The sequence below is a fragment of the Serinicoccus sediminis genome, from assembly GCF_004153545.1.
Taxonomy (GTDB): domain Bacteria; phylum Actinomycetota; class Actinomycetes; order Actinomycetales; family Dermatophilaceae; genus Ornithinicoccus; species Ornithinicoccus sediminis_A.
Genome location: NZ_SDVA01000001.1, coordinates 397,853 through 419,891, shown reverse-complemented (window position 1 = coordinate 419,891; position 22,039 = coordinate 397,853). Strand labels below are relative to the sequence as shown.

Below are 22,039 nucleotides of genomic sequence, written 5' to 3'. Positions count from 1 at the left end.
CGTGCCTGTCAATATCTTCTCCCTGCCGTGGTCTCGGTGACGTCGGTAACGCGCGACAACCTGCGTTCTACCTGCGGCGGTGCTGGTGAGACTCCTCGCAGCGCCAAGGCCGACGATATCATGGTCAACATCAGACCTACCGGCAGAAATCCGTAGTAGAAGAATTCGGCGAGCGCCACCAGCAGAACCGCATTCGCGACCGTGCCGACGTCGTCGCGGCGTCGCAAACTGCTGAAAAAGACGAAGGCGAACCAGCCCACGAAGAACGTCACGGCTGGCAGGCCATGCGAGTGGATGACGATCCAGAACTGCCCGTGCGTGCCGACTGGTGGGATATTGGGATTGGTAGATGGACGAGGAGCCCCTAGTCCCAGTATGGGATTCTCTTGCACACTTCTCAAGGTTTGAATATAGATCTCAGCTCGGTCCTCGGTCGTGCTGGTCTCCTGGACGCGGCTGCTGATCTCCTCGTCGAACGAGGAGACTGCAAAGGCGCTAAGCCCCAAGAGGCTAGCCAGTGTGAGAGAGATGAGGACTATCGGCCGGCCACGAAGTAGGTACCTCACTCCAAGGTAGACCGCAGCGATGGCCAGGCCGAGAAACATGCCTCGATTTAGGGTGGCAGCAGCAGGGATGAAAGAGAGCGGAAGCACGGGGAGCAGCAGCCAGAACCGACGGCGGCCGCGCACGTGAAGCAAGTACAAGATGACGAAAGGCAACATGAGCGAGTAGGCGTTGCCCCAGTTGTTGGTGTAGAGAAAGGGTGCGCTCGGGCGGGGATCGACTCCGAAAAAACTATTCGGATCGTACTGGGCGAATCGCCGAACGACCATGTGATTGACGAGCTCATTGTTGAGCAGGAAACCTGGGAGTACCCGAGCCAACGGCGTCCGCACGACCGTAGTCGGCAGGAGCATTCCCAAGAATCCGCCTGCAACCGTGATCAGCCAGTAGACGGTGATCAGCCCCAGCATGAAGCGATCGTGAAGGCGCTGACGGCCGTTGTAGATGTATAGGAAGACGACGGTGGCGGACAGATAGATGAGGTGTCGGTAGCCAAAGCCGATGAGGCGGCTAAAAGTGTCGAGCTGCGTGACAGACAGGGTCATCCACACCAGGAACGCGAGCCACAGCCCAAACCACCGCGGCGCGCGCACGGCTCCGCCCTGCACAAGGAACAGGACTTGAAGAGCTGCGAAGATGATCCATGCGAAGTCGACCACTCCCAGGGCCCACCACACGGGGTAGCCGGCCAGGAGTGCGCCCAGCGGCCAAGCGGGCACAGCTGCCCGGGCGCTTGGGGAGACCTCCGGGGTCGCCGAGGTCGTCATAACAGGGCCTCGACCACGTGCCTGTCACCAAGTGCCAAGAGCCGCGCTACCGCGTGTTGATCAACGCGATTCGTTCTCCAGGTATCGTTGCTGTAGGCCAAGGAGCATGCCTTTTCAATAGTGAGGCAGATGTAGGTGGCCGCGCTGAGGTGGGCACCCTGTCGGGAGAGGCCAAGAGCCGTCAACGCCGGCTGAGCTCGCGAAAACGCGTCCTCGATAGCGTTCGCGAGGTCAGCGGGCGCGGGGCCGTGAAGGGAATGCACGAACCAGTGAATGGCGTCTGTCCCGGCGGGGAGGTCCTCGATGGAGGACTCCCAGTCCCAGACCCACAGGTGTCCCCCGTCATCTCGGCAAGCGTTCCACGGGACCAGATCCCCGTGATCGTAGCTGACGATTGGTACGTGGGCATCGTTGGACCTGATTCCGTGGATCAAGCTCATAAGACCCTGGGCCGGCATTCGTACCAGGCTGGCCGGCAGCAAGGCGTGAAGGCGGTCTGCAAGCAGTTGAAGCCCACGTGACGAGCGTGGGGAGTCCACTCGGGTTCGTGGTGCGATGCTGCATAGATCGTCGATTGAGAGTTCCGTGTGTTGCTGCAGTTGCTTGACTTTGGAAGGGAGTGGCTGAGTGATGACGAATGGCCTACCGAACGACTCGCCCGAACTCAGCACTCGTGGCGTCCTGAAAGCTCCGGATATCCCTTCTAGAGCTCGCATGCGACGGGCTTCGGTCAAGACGTCGCGGGCCGTTCGAGCGTCCCATGAGAATTTGGCGTAGCCCAGCGGCTGCCCCTTGAGATCGAACAACTGGGCGGTCGGTTTGCTGTTGGCTCCCACGCGGACGCCGAGGTGACAGAAGAAATCCGTAGCAAGCGTCGACCCGGCCACTGTGAGCGGCTCGTGTTCGAATTCAGTCGCACGACGATCCCGATGAAGAGTGAACGAGGAGAAGTGGCGTCGGGTGCCGGGGGAGGCGAGAGTCATCGCCATCGCGTAGCGCGCCGCCTGCATGCGAGGAGTTCGCAGTCCCGGGTATGACATCAACGATGCTCGCGCCGCCCTCCGGGGCGCCTTCTCGATGAACATCCTGGGGTTCCTGGGACTAGGAGCCACCGTGAACGAACGAATCGTGTCCCATCCAGGTGAAGCTGTGGCATCGAGCCGATAGGCACCGGAGGACAGAGCCGGTCCCCACAACTGCTGAAGGGTACGCTCCCCAGCCTCGCTCAACCTGACTCTACTCATGGTGCCCACGGGGTCCGAAGCCATGCGTTGTAGCGAGCCCCAACTCAGCGCGGACCTGCGAGGTCTGAGCTTCGAGCTGCTCTCTTTCTCCAGGGGACAACTGGTGCTCCCAGGCGTCGGCCACCACGGCCGGGTCGCGGTCAAAATTATGTAGCGCGCTCTCATCCGGCGTTGAAGCGGGGGGGTGAGCTCGGCTCTCGCTTCGGGCAGTCGATCGGGTAGTGGGCTGAAGGCCAAGGGCGCTTCGCAGTGTCGTGAGTGCTGCCTCCCCAGCCGCCGCGATGTGGGCATGGCTCACGAAGATCGTCTGCGGAGCCAGGCTTGAGTCCGCGAGCGCCATGCCGTAGAGGGAGTTCCAGAACCACCCCATGGCCGTCAACCCGTCCATGTTCTCGCGGGCCGGCTCGACGAGGTGCCGGCCATCCGGATTGTCTTGGACGAAGGCCTGCACGATGGGGGCCAGTTCCGCCACGTCAGGTGACCACCCCATGCGCCTGTAACTTGCGAGAACCGCACCGGGGTGGCGCACGACGACGACAGGCGTGGCCCCGGTGGTTCTGCAGATGGCAGGGAGGGAAAGCAGCGCGAACGGGTCTTTGACGACGACCCGTGTTCTCGGTGCCAGAGATCGCCACTGGTTTTGTCCGTACCGACTCAGGAGCAGTGGGTGCAAACCGCTGTAGGCGAGTCGCAAGGACCGACGCTGCTTGGCGGTCGGTTCTGTCAGACGCGTCCATCCGTCAAGGGTGCCCCCCAGGGCATACTGTCTTCCCGTCGGGTTGTACCAATGCTTGCTGTCGCTGCGGGCGTTCATCGGCTCGCGTCCGGGAAGGGCGGTGCCAGCTGAGTCTGCTAGCTGACGTGCGAGCCACGTGGTGCCGGATCGTGGTGCACCGGTGACCAGTATGGGGCGGGGTCGCATCACGAATTTCCTCCCGTAGCGAGGTGGTCCCCCTCGCTATCTCGAAGAGCCTCTCATTGACGTAGCATACGAGAGGCCCTGTGGTCGGGACCGCATGCCGGGGCATCGATGACAGGAGTTGCATGAACGAGAATCGTGGGGATGGAAGCGTCGACCTCAGGCACTACGTCGAGGTGCTGTGGCGCAAGTGGTGGGTTATCGTCCTGGCCACCCTCCTCGGTTTCGGCGCCGGGATAGCGACGCTGGTCGCGCTACCTACTCAGGCCAGTGCAACAGCTACGGTGTCCCTCAACTTGATCACGAGCGATCCGTTTGACGTTAGCCGACCGGTCTCCGAGTTGATCGATCCCGCAGGGGAGGCTCAGGTGGCTTCTTCATACGCAGTCGCGGAGCGCGCGGCAGTAGGTCTGGGACAGGAGTGGGACGCGTCCGACATTCGGCGGGCCACGGAGGTGGCCGGAGTGGCAGATACCGCGGTCCTCCGCATCACCGCCACCGCAGATTCTGCTGAGGGGGCGCGGGCCATCGCAGATGCGTCCGCTACCGCCTTCCTCGCCTACCGGTCCGAATTGGCCCAGAGCCGCATCGAGCGACGTCTGGAGCAGTCGCAGGCGCGCTTGGCAGAGCTCAGAGATGACCTACGCGAGGTCAACGAGAGGCTGGCACAGGTGGAGAGCGGGAGCGAGGCGGCCGTCCAAGCTGAGTCAGACCGCTCCTTGATCAACCTGGAGATTGACGCGCTGGCCTCCCAACTGGCCACCGCCCGAGGGATCGACACCAGCGGCGGGACGGTACTGAACCCCGCGGCGGAAGGTCAGGTGGAGTACAGCCCGTCCGCCTCCCTGCTTGTGGGTACAGCGACCGTGGCAGGCTTGGGCATCGGGCTGCTGCTGGCCTTCGTGCTTCACGCAGTACGTCCTCGTGTGGTGTCGCGGTATGACGTCAGCGCGAACGGCGGGGGGGAGGTCCTCGGTCTCATCGGACGTTCGAACGTCAGAGTCGCGCCACTGGGCGAGGATCTGGCCGTCTATCGCGAAATTCGTGAAAGGCTGCTGGCCGGGGGGCTGTTACCCGACAGCAGGGGACTGCTCGCGGTATTGCCCACTCACGCTCAGGGAGCGTCCAGCGGCGTCGCCGTCACCCTGGCACACGTCCTGGCGCAGTCCGGCATGCGGACGACCTTCGTCGCGCTGCGTGCCGACGACGACGAGGTGACCCTCGTCCGGGACGCGCTCAACCTGCAGCAGGCGGACGCGACCGAGAGCGGTTCCCACTACGTCTCGCACGAGGTCCCTGGCTTCTCCCTCTTCGTGCCGCGGCAGCACGGTGACGACGAGCCTTTCTCGGCCGAGGCGCGCAGCGAGATCGCCGCACGGCGCAGCGACTCGCTGGTGGTCATCACCGTGCCGCAGGAGTACGGACGGGCGAGCCGCCTGGCGGCGGCCCGGCTCGCCGACGCTTCCGTACTCCTGGTCGCCCGCGGAGCGAGCACCGCCCCCGAGCTCCGTCAGGCCGCGCACGACACGGTCACGCAGGGCGGCACCATCGCCGGGACCGTGGTGGTGCACCGGCGACGTCGGCCCGAGGTCCCAGGGCGGATCAGTTCGCGCCACCGCGCGGTGGCCGACGAGCCGGTGCCGGTGGGCAGCGAGGCCTGAGACCCTCAGGTCCAGTCGAGGCGCTCGCCGAGGAAGTCCGCCAGGGCTGCGTTGTGGCTGCGGTAATGGTCCGCGAGCTGGGCTGCGGCCTCCTTTGGAGGGGCGTCCTTGGTGCGCCACGTGGCGTTGTAGGGCTTCGTGGTCGGCAGCCGGTGAGCAGGCAGACCCAGGAACTCGCAGATGCGGTCAAAGGTTTCCTGCGTGTCGGAGTAGAGCCGCTCGCTGGGCAGCACCAGCAACTGCTCACGCGGGAAGTGCTCCAGCCAGGTGGTGATCTGGGCCAGGTACTCACCACGGCTGCGATAGCCGTACCAGTCCCACGTCGTGCTGTGGTAGGTGGGGTCAGCCATCATCTTGGCCAGCTCGCCGCCCAGCCGGTCGTCCTCGGCCGCCAAGGCCTCCTCGAAGCTCAGCGGTTCCACCCCGTTCTGAACGCGCTCCTGGTAGTGCGACCAAGCGCGCAGTACAGGGTCGCGCACTAGCAGGATAGCTCGGGTCTCGGGCGCGGCCGCTGCAACCTTCGCCGGGATGCGTGGGTCCCAGACGTAGTAGGGGGATGCCTCGAAACTCTGGGGCCGGTACCCCAAGCGCGCCCGCAGCAAGCGGCGATAGGTCTCGGTATGGAAGTGGGAGCGGTACCAGGCAGACGAGTGCCCGCGGTCGGCGAAGTAGTAGTCGGTGCTCTTCTTCCCTCGCACCTGGGGATACATCGCCAGGATGCCCGGGTGTCGAACGAGATAGTTGAACAAGGAAGTCGTGCCTCCCCGCTTCGCGCCGATGACCAAGAAGTCGGGCATGGGCCGGTCAGGTGCGGTGGCGAGCGCACCCCACCGGGAGAGGCTGTTGACCGTGTCGAGAGCCCAGCGCGGAACCCGCGCCTTCAAGGCAGTCAATTGCACCGTGTCCATCGTCAGTTTCCGTTCCTTCTCTTGAGGAGAGCGACCAGTTCCTCGAGCTGGAAGAGGTGCTGCTTGCGCCATATCACCACGGCCAGGCACGTCGCACCCAACGCAGCCCCCGCCAGCATGGTCGGCAGGGTGTCCGCACCCAGCGTCCGGAGAAGCAAAGCGGGCAGTCCGAAGGCAAGAACAGTCAGGGCAAGCACCGTCACGACGCCGCCCCCGAGGGGCTTCAGTCCGACTTTACGATGCACCTGCGCCAAGGCCAGTGAGGTGTCCACGAGCATGCCGGCGACCCACGCGAGTGCCGCGCCCACGATGCCGAGAGGCGGCACGAGTGCCATCAGGAGCAGAACGTTCACCGTGACGGCCGCTACCTTGTTCAGCGCAGCCACAGAGCTGTGGCCGCTCATGAGCAGCACCGATTGGATGTTGCCAGCGCACAGCACCATCGCCATCCCCACGGCGAGGATGCTGAGCGCGAGGGCGCCTTCTCGGAATTCTTCACCCAGCAGGCCGATCATCGAGCCGCCGAACAGCGTCAACAGGATGTAGACGGGCACGCTGAAGGTGATGATCCAGATGGTCGTCACCGTGTACAGATGGTTGGCCGACCGGATGTCCTGGTTCCCAAGGTGCTGGCTGTACATCGGGGCGACCACAATGCGCAACGACGTGCTCAGGATCATGCCAGCGTTGGTGAACCGAGTGGCGGCGCCGTAGAGGCCCGCAGCCGTGGGGCCAGCGAGCAGGCCGACGATGAGCACGTCCAACCAGCGCATGGACTCTTCAAGGACCGCAGAGACCGCCCGCGGCAAGGTGTATCCCCAGATTCGACGGGTGATGCTCCGGCCCGCCGTCAACGCGTTGTACTGGTGAGGGTGGAGTCTGACCCGTCGAAGCTGAGAAAAGAGGATGGCCAGGGCGATGACGGCGGCAACAGGAAGGGGAAGAACCCACGATATGGCGACGGTGACGGCGGAGCCGCCGGCGAGCGTCACCAGCCACGCGAGCAGCGGCCGGGCTGTCGGCACCAAGATGTTCTGCACGGTCACGAAGGGGCGGACACCACCGAGGGCGCGCGTGCCAGCGAGGGCGACCAGCGCGATGGACGCGAGCGGCAACGCCCAAGACATGGCAACCAGACTGTCCGCGAGCTGGTCCTGGTCGTCGACGAGCCGGCTGAGCACCAGCAGGCCTCCTGCCCCGACAAGGCCGACCCCAAAAGCGGGGAGGATGAGTCCGGCGACGGCCGCTCGAAGCCGGCCCGGCGACTCCGTGCGCAGGCGAGGCAGCAGCCACACGGCTGTCGTGTCGAGCCCGAACTTGGCGAGGCTGAGGGCAATGGTGAAGGCCGCGATGCTCTGAAAGACCACGCCCGCCCCTGACGTGCCCAGAACGCGGCCTAGGACCACCACGAGCAAGAGACCCATGACGGCACTGATCACGGACCCCAAGAGAGCGAAGGCTCCACCGCGAGCTACAGAACCCATACCTCCGGGGGAGGTGACGGCATGACTCATGGGGTACCTGTTCTGAGGGCGAGGTCGCTGATGTATGGGGGGCGACGATGGCTATTGCCCCATGCCACGAGAGTAGGGTACGAGACCCGACGCCTCAGGAGGCACACATGCGTGGTCGTCCGTTACTCATCGTGGCCGTCGTGCTGGTCGTCGGTCTGCTGGTCTGGCTGCAGGTCCGGGACGGCTCCGGGGAGGACGACGGCGGTGCCGGCTCCGCCGCACCGCAGGCCGACCCCACCTCGTCCGCGACCGCTACGCAGGGCGGCGACGAGGCCGAAGCCACCACCGAAGGCCCGGTGACCACCGCGGAGGGCGCTACCCCCCGTGAGGACATCGCCGCGACGGCTGAGCCCGCCCGGGTGGACGACGAGGTGGCTCCGGACCTCGTGGACCCGGTCGTCGACGTCAGCAGCGAGGCGCTGAGCGTGCCCACCGAGGTCGACTGGGACGCCGTCGTCTCGGCGACCGGGGGCGACCTGCTGCAGGACCTGGAGGCGTCCGTGCTGGAGTACACCGAGAACGGGTGGACCCAGGAGGGGTCGCCCGAGCTGGTCGAGTCCACCGTGCTCGAGGTCGACGAGGGTGCGTCACCGCCGACAGCGCGTGTCGAGGTGTGCCTGGACTACGCGCAGGTCAACCGCCTGGACGCCAACGGCGAGTCACTCACCGATCCGGATGCAGAGCAGCGGGTTCGGAGCATCTACGAGCTGGAGTTCGTCGAGGGGCGATGGGTCGGGGTCGCCCAGACCTTCGACGACGACATCACCTGCTGAGCCGGAACGGCCGCTGCGCCGCCCGGCCGCGGGGCCGGACGGCGCAGCGGCCGTTATGTCAAAGGACGTCAGCGCGCTACGTACTCCCGCCACACGGCCCGGGAGTACGGGTCGTTCAGGCGCCAGTCGCTCCCCCGCGTGGACTGGAAGTAGGTGACGAACTGCGCGTCGTTGGCGATCGCGTACTCGGCCACCGACCGCAGCCAGGCGGCCCGGCCGCGTCCGTCGTCACCGGGGACCAGGCGGCTACCGGTCTCGGCGATGCCCCAGGGACGGCCGTCCGCAACCGAGGTCTCCACCGCCGGAGCCATGAAGGTCGACACGGGGGAGTAGTAGTCACGATCCTTGTCCGAGGCCCCGTTGTAGGGGTCCCAGGCGAGCACATCGATGACGTCGCGTCCGGCGTCGTAGGTGCGGTAGTCGCGGCCCGAGGCCGGGGTGGCCGTCCACCCCGTCAGGATGAGGGTCGCGAACATGTTGGGCTTGCACGCCTGGTCCGCGATGGACTCAATCCGCCGCCACGCCTGGCGATACTGGGTGGCCGTGAACCGGCCGTCCCTGATGAGGGGCTCGGGCTCGTGGATGTAGGACCAGTAGATGGTGCGGTCCTGCGGCGCCTCGGCGAACCACCTGCGGAAGAAGGCGTCGTGCTGGCCGGAGAGGACTTCCTGCGGCATCGGGCGGAAGGACATGACCATCGTCCGGCCGGCAAGCAGGTCGTTGCGCTGGTGGCTCCAGTCGAAAGGGAGATCAGGATCAAAGACCCGGACCACGGGGAGCTTGCCGAACGCGTCGTCTAGACGGTCGAGAGAGTCCTCCGCGCTAATCCCCGAGGTGGTCATGGAGGTGCCGAACTGCGTGCCGTCCGGAACACGACCCGAGCACGGGTCGGGAGCAGGGGCGGCGTCAGTCACCGTGGTCAACACGACGTCGTCCACCACCAGTCGATCTCCGACCGGCTGATCCCACGTGACGACGTTGATGTCCAGGCTGGCATTCGACCGCGTGGTCGTCACCTCCAGGGCGACGTTCTGCCAGGTGCTCGTGAGGTCAAACGAAGTCTGGTGCTCAAGGGTGCCGGCGCTAGACACCTCCCGCAGTCGGAGCGCGCCGTCGTTCCCCGCGGTGCCACGCACCCGTGCCGTCAGGCGGTAGGTCGCCCCTGCCGCGCCGGTGTCCCGCACGGAGTTCACCGCGTCGTTGAGGACGGTGTGCCGGTCAGTCGTCGACGTGAGCACGGCGGCCGGGTTGCCCGAGAACGACTCGATGTTCAGCTGCTGGGCTGCGCCGTTGGTGCGCCAGTGGTCGGTGCCCTCGTCGAACGAGGAGTTCTCGACCAGGCCGGCCGCCCGGGCCGTGGTCGGCAGGACGGTGAGGGTCAGGGTGGCAACCAGCGCCGCGGCGAGCCATACGGCGAGCCACATACGCGTGCGTGGGCATGACGACGATGTCTGGAGCATGACGAGACGAATTCCTTCACGGGACTACACACGGGACAATCATTCTGCGAGCGCCTCACGGAGCGCCTCGACGACACTAACCCGCACGGCGTGCGGTTGTGACGTGAGTCGCGCTCTGAGGCGCACTGGTTCCAGAATTTGGCGGAAACGCAAGCAGCCCGCAAGATCGCGGGGGTTCGAGAGAGAGGTCGTGAGGGGTGTCGATCAACGCGTGGATCACCGTGGTGGTCCTGCTCGGGGTCCTCACGGCCCTGGTGCGTCAGCGCACCACGCCGTGGGTCGTGGTGCTCGGTGGCGTCATCGCGCTGCTCGTCCTGGGGGTCATCACCCCGGCCGAGGCCTTCACCGGTTTCTCCAACCCCGCGCCCATCACGGTGGCCGCGCTCTACGTCGTCGCGGCGGGGATCGAGAAGACCGGCGCCCTGGCCCCGGTGATGCAGCGGACCCTGGGTGACAAAGGGACCTACCGGCTGCCCATGCTGCGGGTGCTCACCCCCACCGTCGGGGCCTCCGCGCTGCTCAACAACACCCCGATCGTGGCGATGCTCATCCCGCAGGTGACGGCGTGGTGCGAGCGGCGCGGGCGATCGGCCAGCAAGTTCCTCATGCCCATCTCGTTCGCGGCGGTGCTCGGCGGCCTGCTCACCGTCATCGGCACCTCGACGAACCTCGTCGTCTCCGGCCAGATGGCCGAGCTCGGGCTCGAGCAGATCGGCTTCTTCGAGATCGGTCGGCTCGGGCTGCCCATCGCCGTCCTGGGTCTGCTCGCCCTGGTCGCGGTGGCGCCGCGCCTGCTCCCCGCACGTCGCTCGGCCCGCGAGGAGCTGCAGAGCGAGGGCCGCCGCTTCTCCATCGAGATGATCGTCCAGCCCGGTGGGCCGGTCGACGGCCGGACCGTGGAAGAGGCCAAGCTGCGGTCCCTGCCCGGGCTCTTCCTCGTGTCGGTCGACCGGGGCGATACCGTCATCGCCCCCGTCCGCCCCGACACCGTGCTGCGCGGCGGCAACCGGCTGCACTTCGTCGGCTCGGTCGCCAAGGTCGTCGACGCCCAGCTCATGCCCGGGCTGCGCTCGGCCGAGCTGGAGCACGTCCTCGACCTCAAGAGCGAGACCGCGAAGTACTTCGAGGTCGTCGTCGGCTCCCAGTCACCGCTGGTCGGCCGCACGCTGCGCGAGTCGGACTTCCGGTCGACCTACCAGGCCGCGGTCGTCGGCATCCACCGCTCCGGTCACCTCGTCGACGGCAAGCTCGGTGCGCAGACCATCCGCCTCGGCGACACCCTCATCGTGGTGTCGGACCCGGACTTCCGGAAGCGGTGGCGCGACCACTCCGACTTCCTCCTCGTCGCCGGCCTCGACGGGTCGCCCCCGGCCGCCACGTCGCGGGCGTGGATCCCGGTGACCGTGCTCGCGCTCGTCGTCGGGCTGGCCGCCCTCGGCGTGATGCCCATCCTGCAGGGCTCCCTGCTGGGGGCGGTGGCCCTCATCGCGACCGGCGTCCTGTCGGCCCAGGAGGCCCGCCGGGCGGTCGACCTCGAGGTCATCCTCGTCATCGCGTCCGCCTTCGGGCTGGCCAGCGCGATGCAGGTCTCCGGGCTGGCGGAGGCGCTGGCCGGGGGTCTGGTCGCCGCGCTCGGCAGCTTCGGGACCCTCGGCGTGCTGCTCGGCCTCGTCCTGGCGACCGTCGTGCTCACCGAGCTGGTCACCAACAACGCCGCGGCGCTGCTCATGCTGCCGGTGGCGGTCGCCACGGCGGAGTCGGTGGGGCTGGACCCCCGGGGTGCCGCCATCGCGATCGCGGTCGCGGCCTCGGCGTCCTTCCTGTCCCCGATCGGCTACCAGACCAACATGATGGTCTACGGCCCCGGCGGCTACCGGTTCACCGACTACGCGCGGCTCGGGTGGGTGCTCACGGTGATGGTCGTCGCGGTCACCGTGCTGCTGACGCCGCTGCTCTGGCCCTGAGCGCTCAGCCCAGGTCCATCCTCGCGAGCGCCGCCATCAGTTCCTCGGCGACCTCGGGGCGGCAGACGACGAGGTCGGGTGACCAGGGGTTCTCCCGGTTGTAGACCAGGGGGCTGCCGTCGACGCGGCTCGTGTGCAGGCCGTGCGCCGCGGCCACCGCCACGGGGGCGGCGGAGTCCCACTCGTACTGCCCGCCGGCGTGGACGTAGGCGTCGGAGGAGCCGTCGAGCACCGACATCGCCTTGACCCCGGCGGAGCCCATCGGCACGGTCGTGGCGCCCATGGTCCGGCCCAGCTCATCGGCGAAAGCCGGCGGACGGGAGCGGCTGACGGCCAGGCGGAGGGGGGTGTCGCCGGCCGGCCGAAGCGGCACCTCGACCTGGTCCTCCGCAGCGGTGCCGTAGGTCACCCCTCGCGCCGGGAGCGCGACCGCGCCGGCCACCAGCTCGCCGGACTGCCAGAGGGCGACGTGGACCGCCCAGTCGTCCCGCGGCACCTCGCTGAACTCCCGGGTCCCGTCGAGCGGGTCGATGATCCAGACGCGCTCCGCGGACAGCCGGGCGTGGTCGTCGGCCGCCTCCTCGCTCAGCACGGCGTCACCCGGCGCGCGCTCGCGCAGGGCGGCGGCCAGCACCTCCTGGGACGCGGCGTCGCCGGCGTCCTTGAGCTCCCGGCCCTCGACGCCCTGGGCGTGCAGGTCGGCGCGGACGGCGAGCAGGCGCTCGCCGGCGAGCTCGGCGAGCTCCCGGGCCAGGCGGTGGTCGTCGGTCGTCATGGTGTCCCCTCGATGTCTACTGGATGGGTGAGGACGGCGCGAGCGCCGCCAGGATCTGGTCGACGAGCGGGTCCACGTCCTGCCCGGTGGTGTCGAGCGTGAGTGTGGCGTCGGTCGGGATGTCGTAGGGGGAGCTGATGCCGGTGAAGTCCGGGATCTCCCCGGCCCGCGCCCGGGCATACAGCCCCTTGCGGTCCCGGCGCTCGCACTCCTCCAGCGGGGTGGCCACGTGCACGAGGACGAACCGTGCGCCGCGGCCCTCCACCATGGCGCGGACGTCCCGCCGGGTGCTGTCGAACGGCGCGATCGGGCTGGCGACGGCGGTGCCGCCGTGCCGGGCGATCTCGGCCGCCACCCAGCCGATGCGGCGCACGTTGGTCTCGCGGTCCTCTGGGGAGAAGCCCAGCCCCGCCGACAGGTGGCGGCGCACGACGTCGCCGTCGAGCAGGGAGACGGTGCGTCCCTCGTCCTCCACGAGCCGGTCCCGGAGTGCGCGGGCCAGGGTCGACTTACCCGACCCCGAGAGCCCGGTCAGCAGCACGACGACACCGCCGTGCCCGGCCGGGTATGCCTCGCCCTCGGCAGCCGAGGTGAGGTCGTGCACCTGGTCGGCACCGCCGAGGACCTCCCGCAGGTGCGCGATCTTGTCAGCGCGCAGGGCGGCGGCGCGGCCGATCGGGGCGACGCGCACGGCATACCCCCCGTGATCTGCCTGCGAGCGGGCCTCACGGACGAGGTCGAGGTCGCGCTGGTTGTCGTCGCCGTCGGTCGAGGCGAGAGCCACCACGGTCCGGGTGCCGTCGGGGATGTCGTCGAGCGCGCCCGGGTCGTCGACGAGCGCGGCCGGGAGGTCGATCTCGACGTCGGTGAGGTGCCAGCGCTCGAAGGGCCGGGAGGAACGCTCCGACCGCCAGCCGATGCCGCCCTCGTCGTCCACGTCAGCGACGGGGACCCCCTCGGCGTCGACCAGCAGGACCGGCCCGGCGGGGACGGTCACGAGCCCGGGCGACAGCAGGCCGTGGCGCAGCAGCTCGAGGTCGTCGAGGACAGGGACCCCGGGGAAGGTCGGGGTGTCGGAGCGCGCGGATGTCACGAGGATGCAGTCTGCCATCCGGCACCCCTGGGCTCTGACAGGTCGGGCGTCACCGGCCTCCTATATGGTCCTGGGTCAGCGACCGAGGAAAGGCGGACCGGTGGCAGTCCAGGGTGAGCGCGAGCAGATGGGATCGCGCGGTCGGGCCGACGAGGCCGACCGCTACGGGCTGATCGGCGGACCACCCAACGACGAGCTGCAGTCCCTGTCCAACCTGGCGGCGCGCATCTTCGACGCCCCCGGATCGGCGGTCACCCTCTTCACGGCTACCAGCGAGCACCGGATCGCCGCCACCGGCACCGAGCCGGCGGTGTGCGCGCTGGGGGAGTCCCTGTGCACCGCCGTGCAGATCGAGGACACCCTGGTGGTCCCGGACGCCCAGATGGACGAGCGCCTCGCGGACCACCCGATGGTGGCGTCGCATCCGGGCATCCGGTTCTACGCGACCGCGCCCATGCGCAGCCCGGACGGCGCCCTCGTCGGCCAGCTGTGCGTCTTCGACCACCGGCCGAGGAGGACGACCGACGCCCAGCGCGACGCGCTGGGCTTCCTCGCGGCGAGGGCCACCGACATCCTAGAGCTGCGATTGCGCAGCGGGCAGCTGACCACCTCGCTGCGTGAGCTGACCGAGGCCCGGGACGCCCTGGCCCGGTCGAACGTGGAGCTGTCCCACTTCGCGGCCCAGGTCAGCCACGACCTGCGCAACCCGCTGATGGCCGTGCGGGCCAACGCCGAGCTGCTGGCCGATGAGCCGGCCATCCAGCAGGACCCAGAGCTTTCCGGTGCGGTCGCACGGATCGCCGATGCTGCCAAAGGGCTCAGCGGGATGATCCAGGAGGTGCTGTCGCGGGCCGAGGACGGCGGCCGCCCCAGACCGACCCAGATCGACCTACGTGAGGTCGCCGACCGGGTGCTGCTGGACCTGAGCCCGCTCGTCCGCCAGACCGGCGCCCGGGTGCAGGTCGAGGACCTGCCGGTCGTGCCGGCGGACGGCGCGCTCCTCTACTCGGTGCTGCTCAACCTGGTGGACAACAGCCTCAAGTTCACCCGGCCGGGGGTCGCCCCCGCCGTCCGGCTGCACGCGCAGCCACGACCGGGCTGCTGGCGCATCTGCGTCACCGACAACGGCGCCGGCGTGCCCCCCGGGCAGCAGCACAGGGTGTTCCTGCCCTTCGTCCGTGGCCGCTCCGGGGCCGAGGACGCGCCTCTGCAGGGCCACGGGATCGGGCTTGCGACGGTGCAGCGCATCGTCACCGCACACGGCGGCCGGGTCGGACTCGAGCCGGCGCCTGGAGGCGGCACATGCGCCTGGTTCGAGCTGTCGACGGATCCGCACTTCCACTAGCCGGACCCCCGATCTGAGATTTGCTACTCATCGGTCACAAAGCTTGTGCCGATGATGTGGACGAGATCGGGATCTCGTGTGGGTATGCCGTGGAGCACGGCTGCGTAGCGTCGGAGACACCAAGGAACTTCACCCGCACAGGGTGACCGTCACAGGAGATCCGACATGAACAACAGCACGCGCCGCTCCAAGATCCTCGCCCCCCTCGCCGTCCTCTGCGCCGCCGGCGCGCTGGTCGTCGGCTCGGGTGCCACCTTCACCTCGACCAGCAGCAACACCATCAGCTCGGTCACCTCCGGCACCCTGACCCACAGCAACAGCAAGGCCGACGCCGCCATCTTCTCGCTGAAGAACATCAAGCCGGGCGACGTGGTCAACGGCTCGCTGACCCTCACCAACACCGGCTCCCTGCCGGCCGCCTTCTCGCTCACCGAGTCCTCCTCGAGCAACGGCTTCGCCGGCAAGAACCTGTCGCTGAAGATCGCCGACACCACCAACGGCACGGTCGTCTACGACGGCACGTTCGGCGGGCTGGAGGACGGCGTCAAGCAGTCCATCGGTGAGATCGAGCCCGGCAAGGAGCGCAGCTTCACCTTCACCGTCGCCCTCGACAAGGCCGCCGGCAACGAGGACCAGGGCAAGACCGCCTCGGCCACCTACGTCTGGGACGCCATCCAGCTGCAGGGCCAGACCACCGACCAGTGACCCACCGGGTCACCCACCACCCCCACCTGCCCGACCACCACTGACACCAGGAGGACCCCGTGCCGCAGCTCGCAGCCCGCGCCCGACGTGCGGCCGGCCACCTCTTCAACGCCACCCTGGTGGTGCTGATGCTGGCCTGCGCGGCATACCTCCTCCCGCACCTGCTGGGCTACGAGCGCTACGTCATCACCGGCGGCTCGATGTCGGGTGCCATCGAGCGCGGCTCGGTCGTCTTCTCCGAGCCGCGCCCGGTGCAGGACCTGCAGGTCGGGGATGTCATCACCTACCTCCCGCCGGCGGACAGCGGGGTGACCACCCTGGTCACCCACCGGATCGTCGACATCGAGCCGGACGAGCAGGGAGGCTCCGTGCTGCGGACCAAGGGCGACGCCAACGCGGACGTCGACCCGTGGACCTTCAGCCTCGTCGCGCAGGACCAGCCGGTCGTCGAGCACGTGGTGCCCGGCCTCGGCTACCTGCTCATCGCGCTCGCCGACCGGGAGGTGCGCATGCTGGTCATCGGGGTCCCGGCCGGCGTCATCGCCCTGCTCGCGCTCGTCGAGCTCACCCGCAACCTGGCGGCACTGGGACAGCCGTCAGGCCAGGGCCGGTCCACCTCCGGACCAGGCCCCGGGGTCTCTGCCGCCCTCCGTGACGGCGACAGGGTCCCTGCCAGCTGAGGGGCGTCGCCGTCAGGGACGGCGGCGGCGCCCCTCAGCCCTCTCACTCCACCGCACACCCGCACCACCGCACACACCATGACTCACCAGGAGGACGCCATGCACCACCTACGCTCCGGCGTCTTCCTCACGCTCGCCGCCGCGCTTGGGATGTCGGCGGTGACGGCCGCCCCGTCGTCGGCCACCTTCACTGCCCGGAGCGCGAGCACCGCCACCGTCGCGGCCGCCGTCGACTGGGTGCCGCCGACGGTCTCGCTGCAGCCCCTGCCCTCGCCGGCCTCCGGCGCCGTCACCGTCGCCGTGGACGCCGTCGACGCCGAGAGCTCGGTGGCGCAGGTCGCCATCGAGATCCGCCCCGCGGGCGCCTCATCGTGGACGCCGTTGTGCACCGACACCACCGCACCCTTCGCCTGCGCCTGGGACACGACGACCGTCAGCGGAGGTCAGTACGAGGTGCGCGCCCGGGCGGTCGACGCCTACCAGAACGTCTCGGGCTGGGTGAGCGCCTCGGTCGCCGTGGCGAACGGTCCCGCACTGGTCGTGCGGGTCCCGTCGGGGACCCTGTGGGCCACCGTCCGCGTCACGGCGGAACGGACCGGCGGGAGCACGACCGTCCGCTCGCAGGGCATCGACATGCGACGCGTCGGCTCCAGCGCCTGGGCGTCGCTGTGCGAGGGGTGGGGGAACCCGTTGAGCTGCAACTGGCAGACCCACAAGTACCCCGACGGGGCCTACGAGCTCCGGGCCTGGTCGCAGGAGGCCGGCGGTGGGGTCGTCTACTCCGACGTCGTGCGGGCGCAGGTGGGCAACGGAAAGGGGGCGTCGGTGGCGTCGACCGCCACCACCGATGCGGTCACGGGGGGATCGACCGAGCAGGTGACCCCGTGAGGGTGCTCGCGCCCTGGTCGGCCCGACGGCGCAGATCCCGAGCCCCGACACCCGGAGCCCAGGGTGGTGCCGTCAGCATCGGCCTCGCGTTGCCTACCATGCATGTCATGGCCACGGTCGTGGTCGTTGAGGACGACGACAAGATCGCCGCTCCGCTGGTGCGCACGCTCGAGCGGGAGGGCCATGCCGTCGACCGCTTCGCCGAGGGACTGCCCGCCGTGCAGCGGGTGGTCTCGGGTGAGCCGCCGGTCGACCTGATGCTGCTCGACCTCGGCCTGCCCGACACCGACGGCATCGACGTATGCCGTGCCGTGCGCGAGGGCGGCTACGACGGGGGGATCATCATCCTCACCGCCCGGGACGGCGAGCTGGACCGGGTCGTCGGGCTGGACACGGGTGCTGACGACTACCTCGCCAAGCCGTTCGGGCTCGCCGAGCTGCAGGCGCGGACCCGGGCGCTCCTGCGGCGCAGCACGATCAACCGCACCCCGGACCCCCAGCGTCCCGCCGCCCGCCAGCCGGAGGAGGGTGGGCTGCACATCGATGTCGACGCCCGCCGGATCTTCGTGCGCGGGGTGGACCTGCCGGCGACCACCAAGGAGTTCGACGTGCTCGCCCTCCTGGCCGCCCGCCGCGGTGCGGTGGTCAGCCGGGAGACGTTGATCAGCGAGGTCTGGGACGAGAACTGGTTCGGCTCCACCAAGACGTTGGACAACACCGTCGGGCGACTTCGGGGCAAGCTCGAGGAGGCGGCTGCGCCCGTCCGGATCACGGCAGTACGCGGGGTCGGCTTTCGGTTGGAGACCGACGACCGCTGAGACCAAGCCCGAGCCCAACCACGGTCGTGGGTGCAGGATCGGCGCCCTCCCGGCCTCTAGACTCGGGCACCATGACGGAGCAGGCGGGGTCTTCCGCGGATCGGCAAGAGCTGAGCAAGACCCTGCGTCCCCAGTGGGTGTGGGCGGTGGCCCTGGGATCGGCGATCGGCTGGGGCGCCTTCGTCCTCCCGCAGGACCTGCTCGGCCAGGCCGGGCCGCTGGGGGCGAGCCTCGGGCTGGTCATCGGCGGGGCCCTGATGTGCGTCATCGCGGTGAGCTACGGCTTGCTGATCCGGCACTTCCCGGTCAGCGGCGGGGAGTACGCCTACGCCTACACCTTCTTCGGCCGCACCCACGCCTTCATCGCCGGGTGGGCGCTGGTGCTCGGCTACATCTCGATCATCGCGCTGAACGCCTCGGCGCTGGCCCTGCTCTTCCGGCGCCTGCTGCCGCCGGTCGTCGAGTGGGTGCCGCTGTGGCAGGTCGCCGGCTGGCAGGTCTACCTCGGCGAGGTCGTGGTCGCCTCGGCCGCGCTGCTGCTCTTCGCCCTGCTGAACGCACGTGGAGGCACGTTGTCGGGGCGGGTGCAGTATGCCTTCTGCCTCGTCATGCTGGCGGCCGTCGCCTGCATCCTCATCGCGACGTGGCTGCACCCGGACACCCCTCTCTCCAACCTCGAGCCGGGCTTCCCCGACGGTGTGTCGCCCCTGGCGGCGGTGCTCATGATCGTCGCCATCGCACCCTGGGCCTACGTCGGCTTCGACAACGTGCCGCAGGCGGCCGAGGAGTTCGACTTCTCCCCGACCAAGGCGTTCGGGCTCATCGTGCTGGCCATCGTCTCCGCCGCCGCGATCTACGTCGCCATGGTGATCGCGACCGCGGTGGCGCAGCCGTGGCCGCAGATGGTGGCCGACGAGCCTGCGTGGGGGACGGCTGACGGGCTGGAGACCCTGTTCGGCCCGGTCGGTCTGGTCCTGCTGGCAGTGGCTGTGGTCATGGGGGTCTCGACCGGGCTCAACGGCTTCTACGTCTCCGCGAGCCGGTTGCTCTTCGCCATGGGGCGGGCCCGCGTGCTCCCGCCCTTCTTCGCCACGATCAACCGGGCCGGCGCGCCCGGGCACTCCGTCTGGTTCGCCGCCGGCCTGTGCCTCATCGCCCCGCTCTTCGGCCGTGAGGCGCTGCTGTGGGTGGTCGACATGACCTCGGTGGGCGTGACCATCGCCTACACCTACACCTGCCTGGCGGCATACCGGCTCTGGCGGTGGTCCGGCAGCGACCAGGGCGAGGCGGACACCCGCTCCAGCGCCCGCAAGGTGCTCAGCGGCCTGGGAGTCCTCACCGGGCTGCTCTTCCTCGGGCTCCTGCTGCTGCCGGGCTCCCCGGCACAGCTGAGCGCTCCGTCGTGGGTGGCGCTGGGCGTCTGGGTGGCCCTCGGGGTGGTGTTCTACCTCGTGCGTCTGCCCTCGAGCCGGCAGGTGAACGACGAGGAGATGGACCACCTGGTGCTGGGCGATCACGCCGACCGACGCCCCTCGGGCGGGGCACGATGAGCGGCGTCGTCGCCGTCGTCGGCCTGGGATACATCGGCCTGCCCACCGCAGCCGTCCTCGCGCGGGCCGGGCACCAGGTGATCGGAGTCGACGTGAGCGACCGGCACGTGGACGCTGTCAACGCCGGCGAGGTGCCGTTCGTCGAGCCTGACCTCGCCGAGCACGTCCTCGCCGCGGTGCAGGCGGGCAGGCTCACCGCGCAGAAGGAAACCCCCGAGGCCGACGTCTACATCATCGCCGTGCCGACGCCCTTCGCCGAGGGCTATCGGGCCGACCTGCGCTACGTGGACGCCGCGACCGACGCGCTGGTGCCGCACCTACGAGGGGGCGAGCTCGTCATCCTCGAGTCGACCTCTCCGCCCGGCGCCACGCAGCACGTCGCCGACCGCGTCAGCGCCGCCCGACCCGACCTGACGACCGGCGTCGACGGGGGAGACGTCGACGTCGACATCGCCCACTGCCCGGAGCGGGTCCTGCCGGGGCGGGTCATGGTCGAGCTCGTGGAGAACGACCGCATCGTCGGCGGGCTGACGCCACGGGCGGCGCGGCGCGCGCGGGACCTGTACGCGACGTTCTGCCGCGGGCAGATCTTTCTCACTGACGCGACCACGGCCGAGATGGCCAAGCTGACAGAGAACGCCTTCAGGGACGTCAACATCGCCTTCGCCAACGAGCTGTCGGTGATCGCGGAGCGGGTGGGGGTCGACGTCTTCGAGCTCATCGAGCTCGCCAACAAGCACCCGCGGGTCAACATCCTGCAGCCCGGGCCCGGGGTGGGGGGCCACTGCATCGCCGTCGACCCCTGGTTCATCGTGTCGGCCGCACCCGAGGAGGCACGGCTGATCCGCACCGCGCGGGAGGTCAACGACGCCAAGCCCGAGCGGGTCGTCACACAGGTGCTCGACGCGGTGAACGGTGCCGTCAGCCCGACCATCGCGGCGCTGGGCCTGGCCTTCAAGGCGGACATCGACGACCTGCGTGAGTCCCCCGCCCTGGCCATCACGGCCGAGCTCGCCCGCCGGCGCCCCGATGCGACGGTGCTGGCCGTGGAGCCCAACATCCGCGAGCTGCCGGAGTCGCTGAGCTCACTGGCCAACGTGCGCCTCGCGTCCCTAGGGGAGGCGCAGGAGCAGGCCGACGTCGCGACGCTGCTCGTCGACCACCGCGAGTTCCGCGAGCACGGCTGGGCAGGACGAGCACCGGTCGTGGACACCCGGGGGCTCTGGCGGGACCACCGAGGATGACCCCGGGGCCCCTGCGGGTCATGACCGTCTACGGCACCCGGCCCGAGGCGATCAAGGTGGCACCCCTGCTGCGCGGCCTGGGCGAGGACCCGAGATTCGACCCGGTCGCCGTGGTGTCCGGCCAGCACCGCGAGATGCTGGACCAGGTCAACCAGATCTTCGGCATCGTCCCCGACGTCGACCTCGACGTCTTCGCCCACGGGCAGACCTTGAACGGGCTCATGGCCAAGGTCTTCGAGCGTCTCGACCCGGTCCTCGTGAAGGCGTCACCCCACGCCCTCGTGGTGCAGGGCGACACGTCTACGGTGGCAGCCGCCGCGATGGCGGCGTTCTACCGAGAGATCCCCGTCGTGCACCTGGAGGCCGGGCTGCGCAGCGGCGACCTGCGGTCTCCCTTCCCGGAGGAGGCCAACAGGCGCGTGACCTCCCAACTGGCCTCGCTGCACCTGGCCCCGACGGCGACGGCACGGGACAACCTGCTGCGGGAGAACATCACTGCCGACGACGTGGTCGTGACCGGCAACACGGTCATCGACGCGCTCCTGCACACCTCACGCCAGGGCGTGCCTTTCAGCGACCCGCGGCTGGTCGCCCTGGAGGAGGGCCGACGGGTGCTCCTGGTGACGACGCACCGCCGGGAGAGCTGGGGGACGGCGATGCAGGGGGTGGGCCGTGCCCTGCGCGTCCTGGCCGAGCGCTATCCCGACATCGAAGTCGTGCTGCCGGTGCACCGCAACCCGCTGGTGCGCGAGGCCCTGCTGCCGGCTCTGGACGGGCTGCCCAACGTCCTGGTGACCGAGCCGTTGGCCTACGGCGAGTTCACCCGTCTCATGGCGGCGAGCACGGTGGTGCTGACGGACTCCGGAGGAGTCCAGGAGGAGGCGCCGTCACTGGGCAAGCCGGTGCTCGTGCTGCGCTCCAACACCGAACGCCCCGAGGCCGTGACTGCGGGCACGGTGCGGCTGATCGGCACGCAGGAGCATGACGTCGTCCGACAGGTGTCTTTGCTCCTCGACGACCCGGGCGCCTACAGGGAGATGGCGCATGCGGTCAACCCGTACGGCGACGGCAACGCCACCACGCGCTGCGTCGCGGCGCTCGCCCAGCTGCTGGGAGTGGGGGAGCGCGAGCCCGACTTCGCCGGCTGAGACCCCTGGCGGGGCGACG

General features: G+C 69.2%; 18 protein-coding genes. 11 read left to right on the top strand and 7 right to left on the bottom strand.

Annotation, left to right across the window (positions count from 1 at the left end; translation table 11 throughout):
• Positions 1–8: 8 nt before the first annotated feature.
• Together EUS26_RS01945 and EUS26_RS17650 are read right to left on the bottom strand one after the other, a co-directional pair.
• Positions 9–1,331 (bottom strand): O-antigen ligase family protein, encoded by a 1,323-nt coding sequence (locus EUS26_RS01945; RefSeq protein ID WP_130011472.1) that lies wholly within the window; start codon positions 1,329–1,331, stop codon positions 9–11.
• A gap of 1,236 nt (positions 1,332–2,567) precedes the next feature.
• Positions 2,568–3,497: a sulfotransferase gene (locus EUS26_RS17650; RefSeq protein WP_420329985.1), complete on the bottom strand. Its 930-nt coding sequence runs from the start codon at positions 3,495–3,497 to the stop codon at positions 2,568–2,570.
• Between the two features lie 122 nt (positions 3,498–3,619).
• Here EUS26_RS17650 and EUS26_RS01935 point away from each other — a divergent pair, with 122 nt between their 5' ends.
• The gene (locus EUS26_RS01935) at positions 3,620–5,155 is read left to right on the top strand and encodes a Wzz/FepE/Etk N-terminal domain-containing protein (RefSeq protein WP_130011470.1); all 1,536 of its coding nucleotides are present in this window, start codon (positions 3,620–3,622) and stop codon (positions 5,153–5,155) included.
• A 5-nt stretch (positions 5,156–5,160) separates the two neighbouring features.
• Here EUS26_RS01935 and EUS26_RS01930 read toward each other — a convergent pair whose 3' ends face one another.
• Both EUS26_RS01930 and EUS26_RS01925 read right to left on the bottom strand, forming a co-directional pair.
• Entirely contained in the window at positions 5,161–6,063 is a 903-nt protein-coding gene (locus EUS26_RS01930; RefSeq protein WP_130011469.1) for a sulfotransferase family protein, read from the bottom strand.
• 2 nt (positions 6,064–6,065) lie between these two features.
• Positions 6,066–7,547 (bottom strand): oligosaccharide flippase family protein, encoded by a 1,482-nt coding sequence (locus tag EUS26_RS01925; RefSeq protein ID WP_272947943.1) that lies wholly within the window; start codon positions 7,545–7,547, stop codon positions 6,066–6,068.
• 137 nt (positions 7,548–7,684) lie between these two features.
• On the opposite strand from EUS26_RS01925, the gene EUS26_RS01920 reads away from it, so the two are divergent.
• On the top strand, positions 7,685–8,350 hold the full coding sequence (locus EUS26_RS01920) for a hypothetical protein (RefSeq protein ID WP_130011467.1): 666 nt from the start codon (positions 7,685–7,687) through the stop codon (positions 8,348–8,350).
• A 68-nt stretch (positions 8,351–8,418) separates the two neighbouring features.
• On the opposite strand, the gene EUS26_RS01915 is transcribed toward EUS26_RS01920, so the two are convergent.
• Entirely contained in the window at positions 8,419–9,774 is a 1,356-nt protein-coding gene (locus EUS26_RS01915) for a carbohydrate binding domain-containing protein (protein WP_165368464.1), read from the bottom strand.
• A 233-nt stretch (positions 9,775–10,007) separates the two neighbouring features.
• Here EUS26_RS01915 and EUS26_RS01910 point away from each other — a divergent pair, with 233 nt between their 5' ends.
• A complete protein-coding gene (locus EUS26_RS01910) occupies positions 10,008–11,774 on the top strand; it encodes an SLC13 family permease (protein WP_130011465.1) in 1,767 nt (588 codons plus the stop codon).
• Positions 11,775–11,778: 4 nt separating this feature from the next.
• Here the strand turns inward: EUS26_RS01910 and EUS26_RS01905 are convergent, their stop codons facing one another.
• A complete protein-coding gene (locus tag EUS26_RS01905) occupies positions 11,779–12,549 on the bottom strand; it encodes a 3'(2'),5'-bisphosphate nucleotidase CysQ (protein WP_130011464.1) in 771 nt (256 codons plus the stop codon).
• A gap of 16 nt (positions 12,550–12,565) precedes the next feature.
• Complete coding sequence (gene cysC, locus EUS26_RS01900) at positions 12,566–13,660, bottom strand: adenylyl-sulfate kinase (protein ID WP_202865001.1); 1,095 nt, start codon at positions 13,658–13,660, stop codon at positions 12,566–12,568.
• 82 nt (positions 13,661–13,742) lie between these two features.
• On the opposite strand from cysC, the gene EUS26_RS01895 reads away from it, so the two are divergent.
• From EUS26_RS01895 to wecB, 8 genes are all read left to right on the top strand, one after another.
• Positions 13,743–14,987 carry a sensor histidine kinase gene (locus EUS26_RS01895; protein ID WP_165368463.1) on the top strand — a complete coding sequence of 415 codons (1,245 nt, stop codon included), beginning with the start codon at positions 13,743–13,745 and terminating at the stop codon, positions 14,985–14,987.
• Positions 14,988–15,152: 165 nt separating this feature from the next.
• Positions 15,153–15,692 (top strand): TasA family protein, encoded by a 540-nt coding sequence (locus tag EUS26_RS01890; RefSeq protein WP_130011462.1) that lies wholly within the window; start codon positions 15,153–15,155, stop codon positions 15,690–15,692.
• 59 nt (positions 15,693–15,751) lie between these two features.
• Positions 15,752–16,372: a signal peptidase I gene (locus tag EUS26_RS01885; protein ID WP_130011461.1), complete on the top strand. Its 621-nt coding sequence runs from the start codon at positions 15,752–15,754 to the stop codon at positions 16,370–16,372.
• Positions 16,373–16,471: 99 nt separating this feature from the next.
• Positions 16,472–17,260 (top strand): Ig-like domain-containing protein, encoded by a 789-nt coding sequence (locus EUS26_RS01880; RefSeq protein ID WP_130011460.1) that lies wholly within the window; start codon positions 16,472–16,474, stop codon positions 17,258–17,260.
• 107 nt (positions 17,261–17,367) lie between these two features.
• Positions 17,368–18,078, top strand: coding sequence for a response regulator transcription factor (locus EUS26_RS01875; RefSeq protein WP_130011459.1), 711 nt, complete (start codon positions 17,368–17,370; stop codon positions 18,076–18,078).
• Between the two features lie 71 nt (positions 18,079–18,149).
• A complete protein-coding gene (locus EUS26_RS01870; RefSeq protein ID WP_130011458.1) occupies positions 18,150–19,628 on the top strand; it encodes an APC family permease in 1,479 nt (492 codons plus the stop codon).
• On the top strand, positions 19,625–20,872 hold the full coding sequence (wecC, locus tag EUS26_RS01865) for a UDP-N-acetyl-D-mannosamine dehydrogenase (protein WP_130011457.1): 1,248 nt from the start codon (positions 19,625–19,627) through the stop codon (positions 20,870–20,872). The genes EUS26_RS01870 and wecC overlap by 4 nt, the downstream gene beginning before the upstream one ends.
• The gene (wecB, locus tag EUS26_RS01860) at positions 20,869–22,020 is read left to right on the top strand and encodes a non-hydrolyzing UDP-N-acetylglucosamine 2-epimerase (RefSeq protein WP_130011456.1); all 1,152 of its coding nucleotides are present in this window, start codon (positions 20,869–20,871) and stop codon (positions 22,018–22,020) included. The genes wecC and wecB overlap by 4 nt, the downstream gene beginning before the upstream one ends.
• Positions 22,021–22,039 lie beyond the last annotated feature (19 nt).

Bases quoted from the DNA above. Each gene is read 5' to 3' on its own strand.
- cysC (WP_202865001.1), bottom strand. From the start codon at position 13,660: ATGGCAGACTGCATCCTCGTGACATCCGCGCGCTCCGACACCCCGACC.
- EUS26_RS17650 (WP_420329985.1), bottom strand. From the start codon at position 3,497: ATGCGACCCCGCCCCATACTGGTCACCGGTGCACCACGATCCGGCACC.
- EUS26_RS01935 (WP_130011470.1), top strand. From the start codon at position 3,620: ATGAACGAGAATCGTGGGGATGGAAGCGTCGACCTCAGGCACTACGTC.
- EUS26_RS01945 (WP_130011472.1), bottom strand. From the start codon at position 1,331: ATGACGACCTCGGCGACCCCGGAGGTCTCCCCAAGCGCCCGGGCAGCT.
- EUS26_RS01875 (WP_130011459.1), top strand. From the start codon at position 17,368: ATGGCCACGGTCGTGGTCGTTGAGGACGACGACAAGATCGCCGCTCCG.
- EUS26_RS01915 (WP_165368464.1), bottom strand. From the start codon at position 9,774: ATGTGGCTCGCCGTATGGCTCGCCGCGGCGCTGGTTGCCACCCTGACC.
- wecB (WP_130011456.1), top strand. From the start codon at position 20,869: ATGACCCCGGGGCCCCTGCGGGTCATGACCGTCTACGGCACCCGGCCC.
- EUS26_RS01930 (WP_130011469.1), bottom strand. From the start codon at position 6,063: ATGGACACGGTGCAATTGACTGCCTTGAAGGCGCGGGTTCCGCGCTGG.
- EUS26_RS01870 (WP_130011458.1), top strand. From the start codon at position 18,150: ATGACGGAGCAGGCGGGGTCTTCCGCGGATCGGCAAGAGCTGAGCAAG.
- EUS26_RS01920 (WP_130011467.1), top strand. From the start codon at position 7,685: ATGCGTGGTCGTCCGTTACTCATCGTGGCCGTCGTGCTGGTCGTCGGT.
- EUS26_RS01890 (WP_130011462.1), top strand. From the start codon at position 15,153: ATGAACAACAGCACGCGCCGCTCCAAGATCCTCGCCCCCCTCGCCGTC.
- EUS26_RS01905 (WP_130011464.1), bottom strand. From the start codon at position 12,549: ATGACGACCGACGACCACCGCCTGGCCCGGGAGCTCGCCGAGCTCGCC.
- wecC (WP_130011457.1), top strand. From the start codon at position 19,625: ATGAGCGGCGTCGTCGCCGTCGTCGGCCTGGGATACATCGGCCTGCCC.
- EUS26_RS01880 (WP_130011460.1), top strand. From the start codon at position 16,472: ATGCACCACCTACGCTCCGGCGTCTTCCTCACGCTCGCCGCCGCGCTT.
- EUS26_RS01925 (WP_272947943.1), bottom strand. From the start codon at position 7,547: ATGGGTTCTGTAGCTCGCGGTGGAGCCTTCGCTCTCTTGGGGTCCGTG.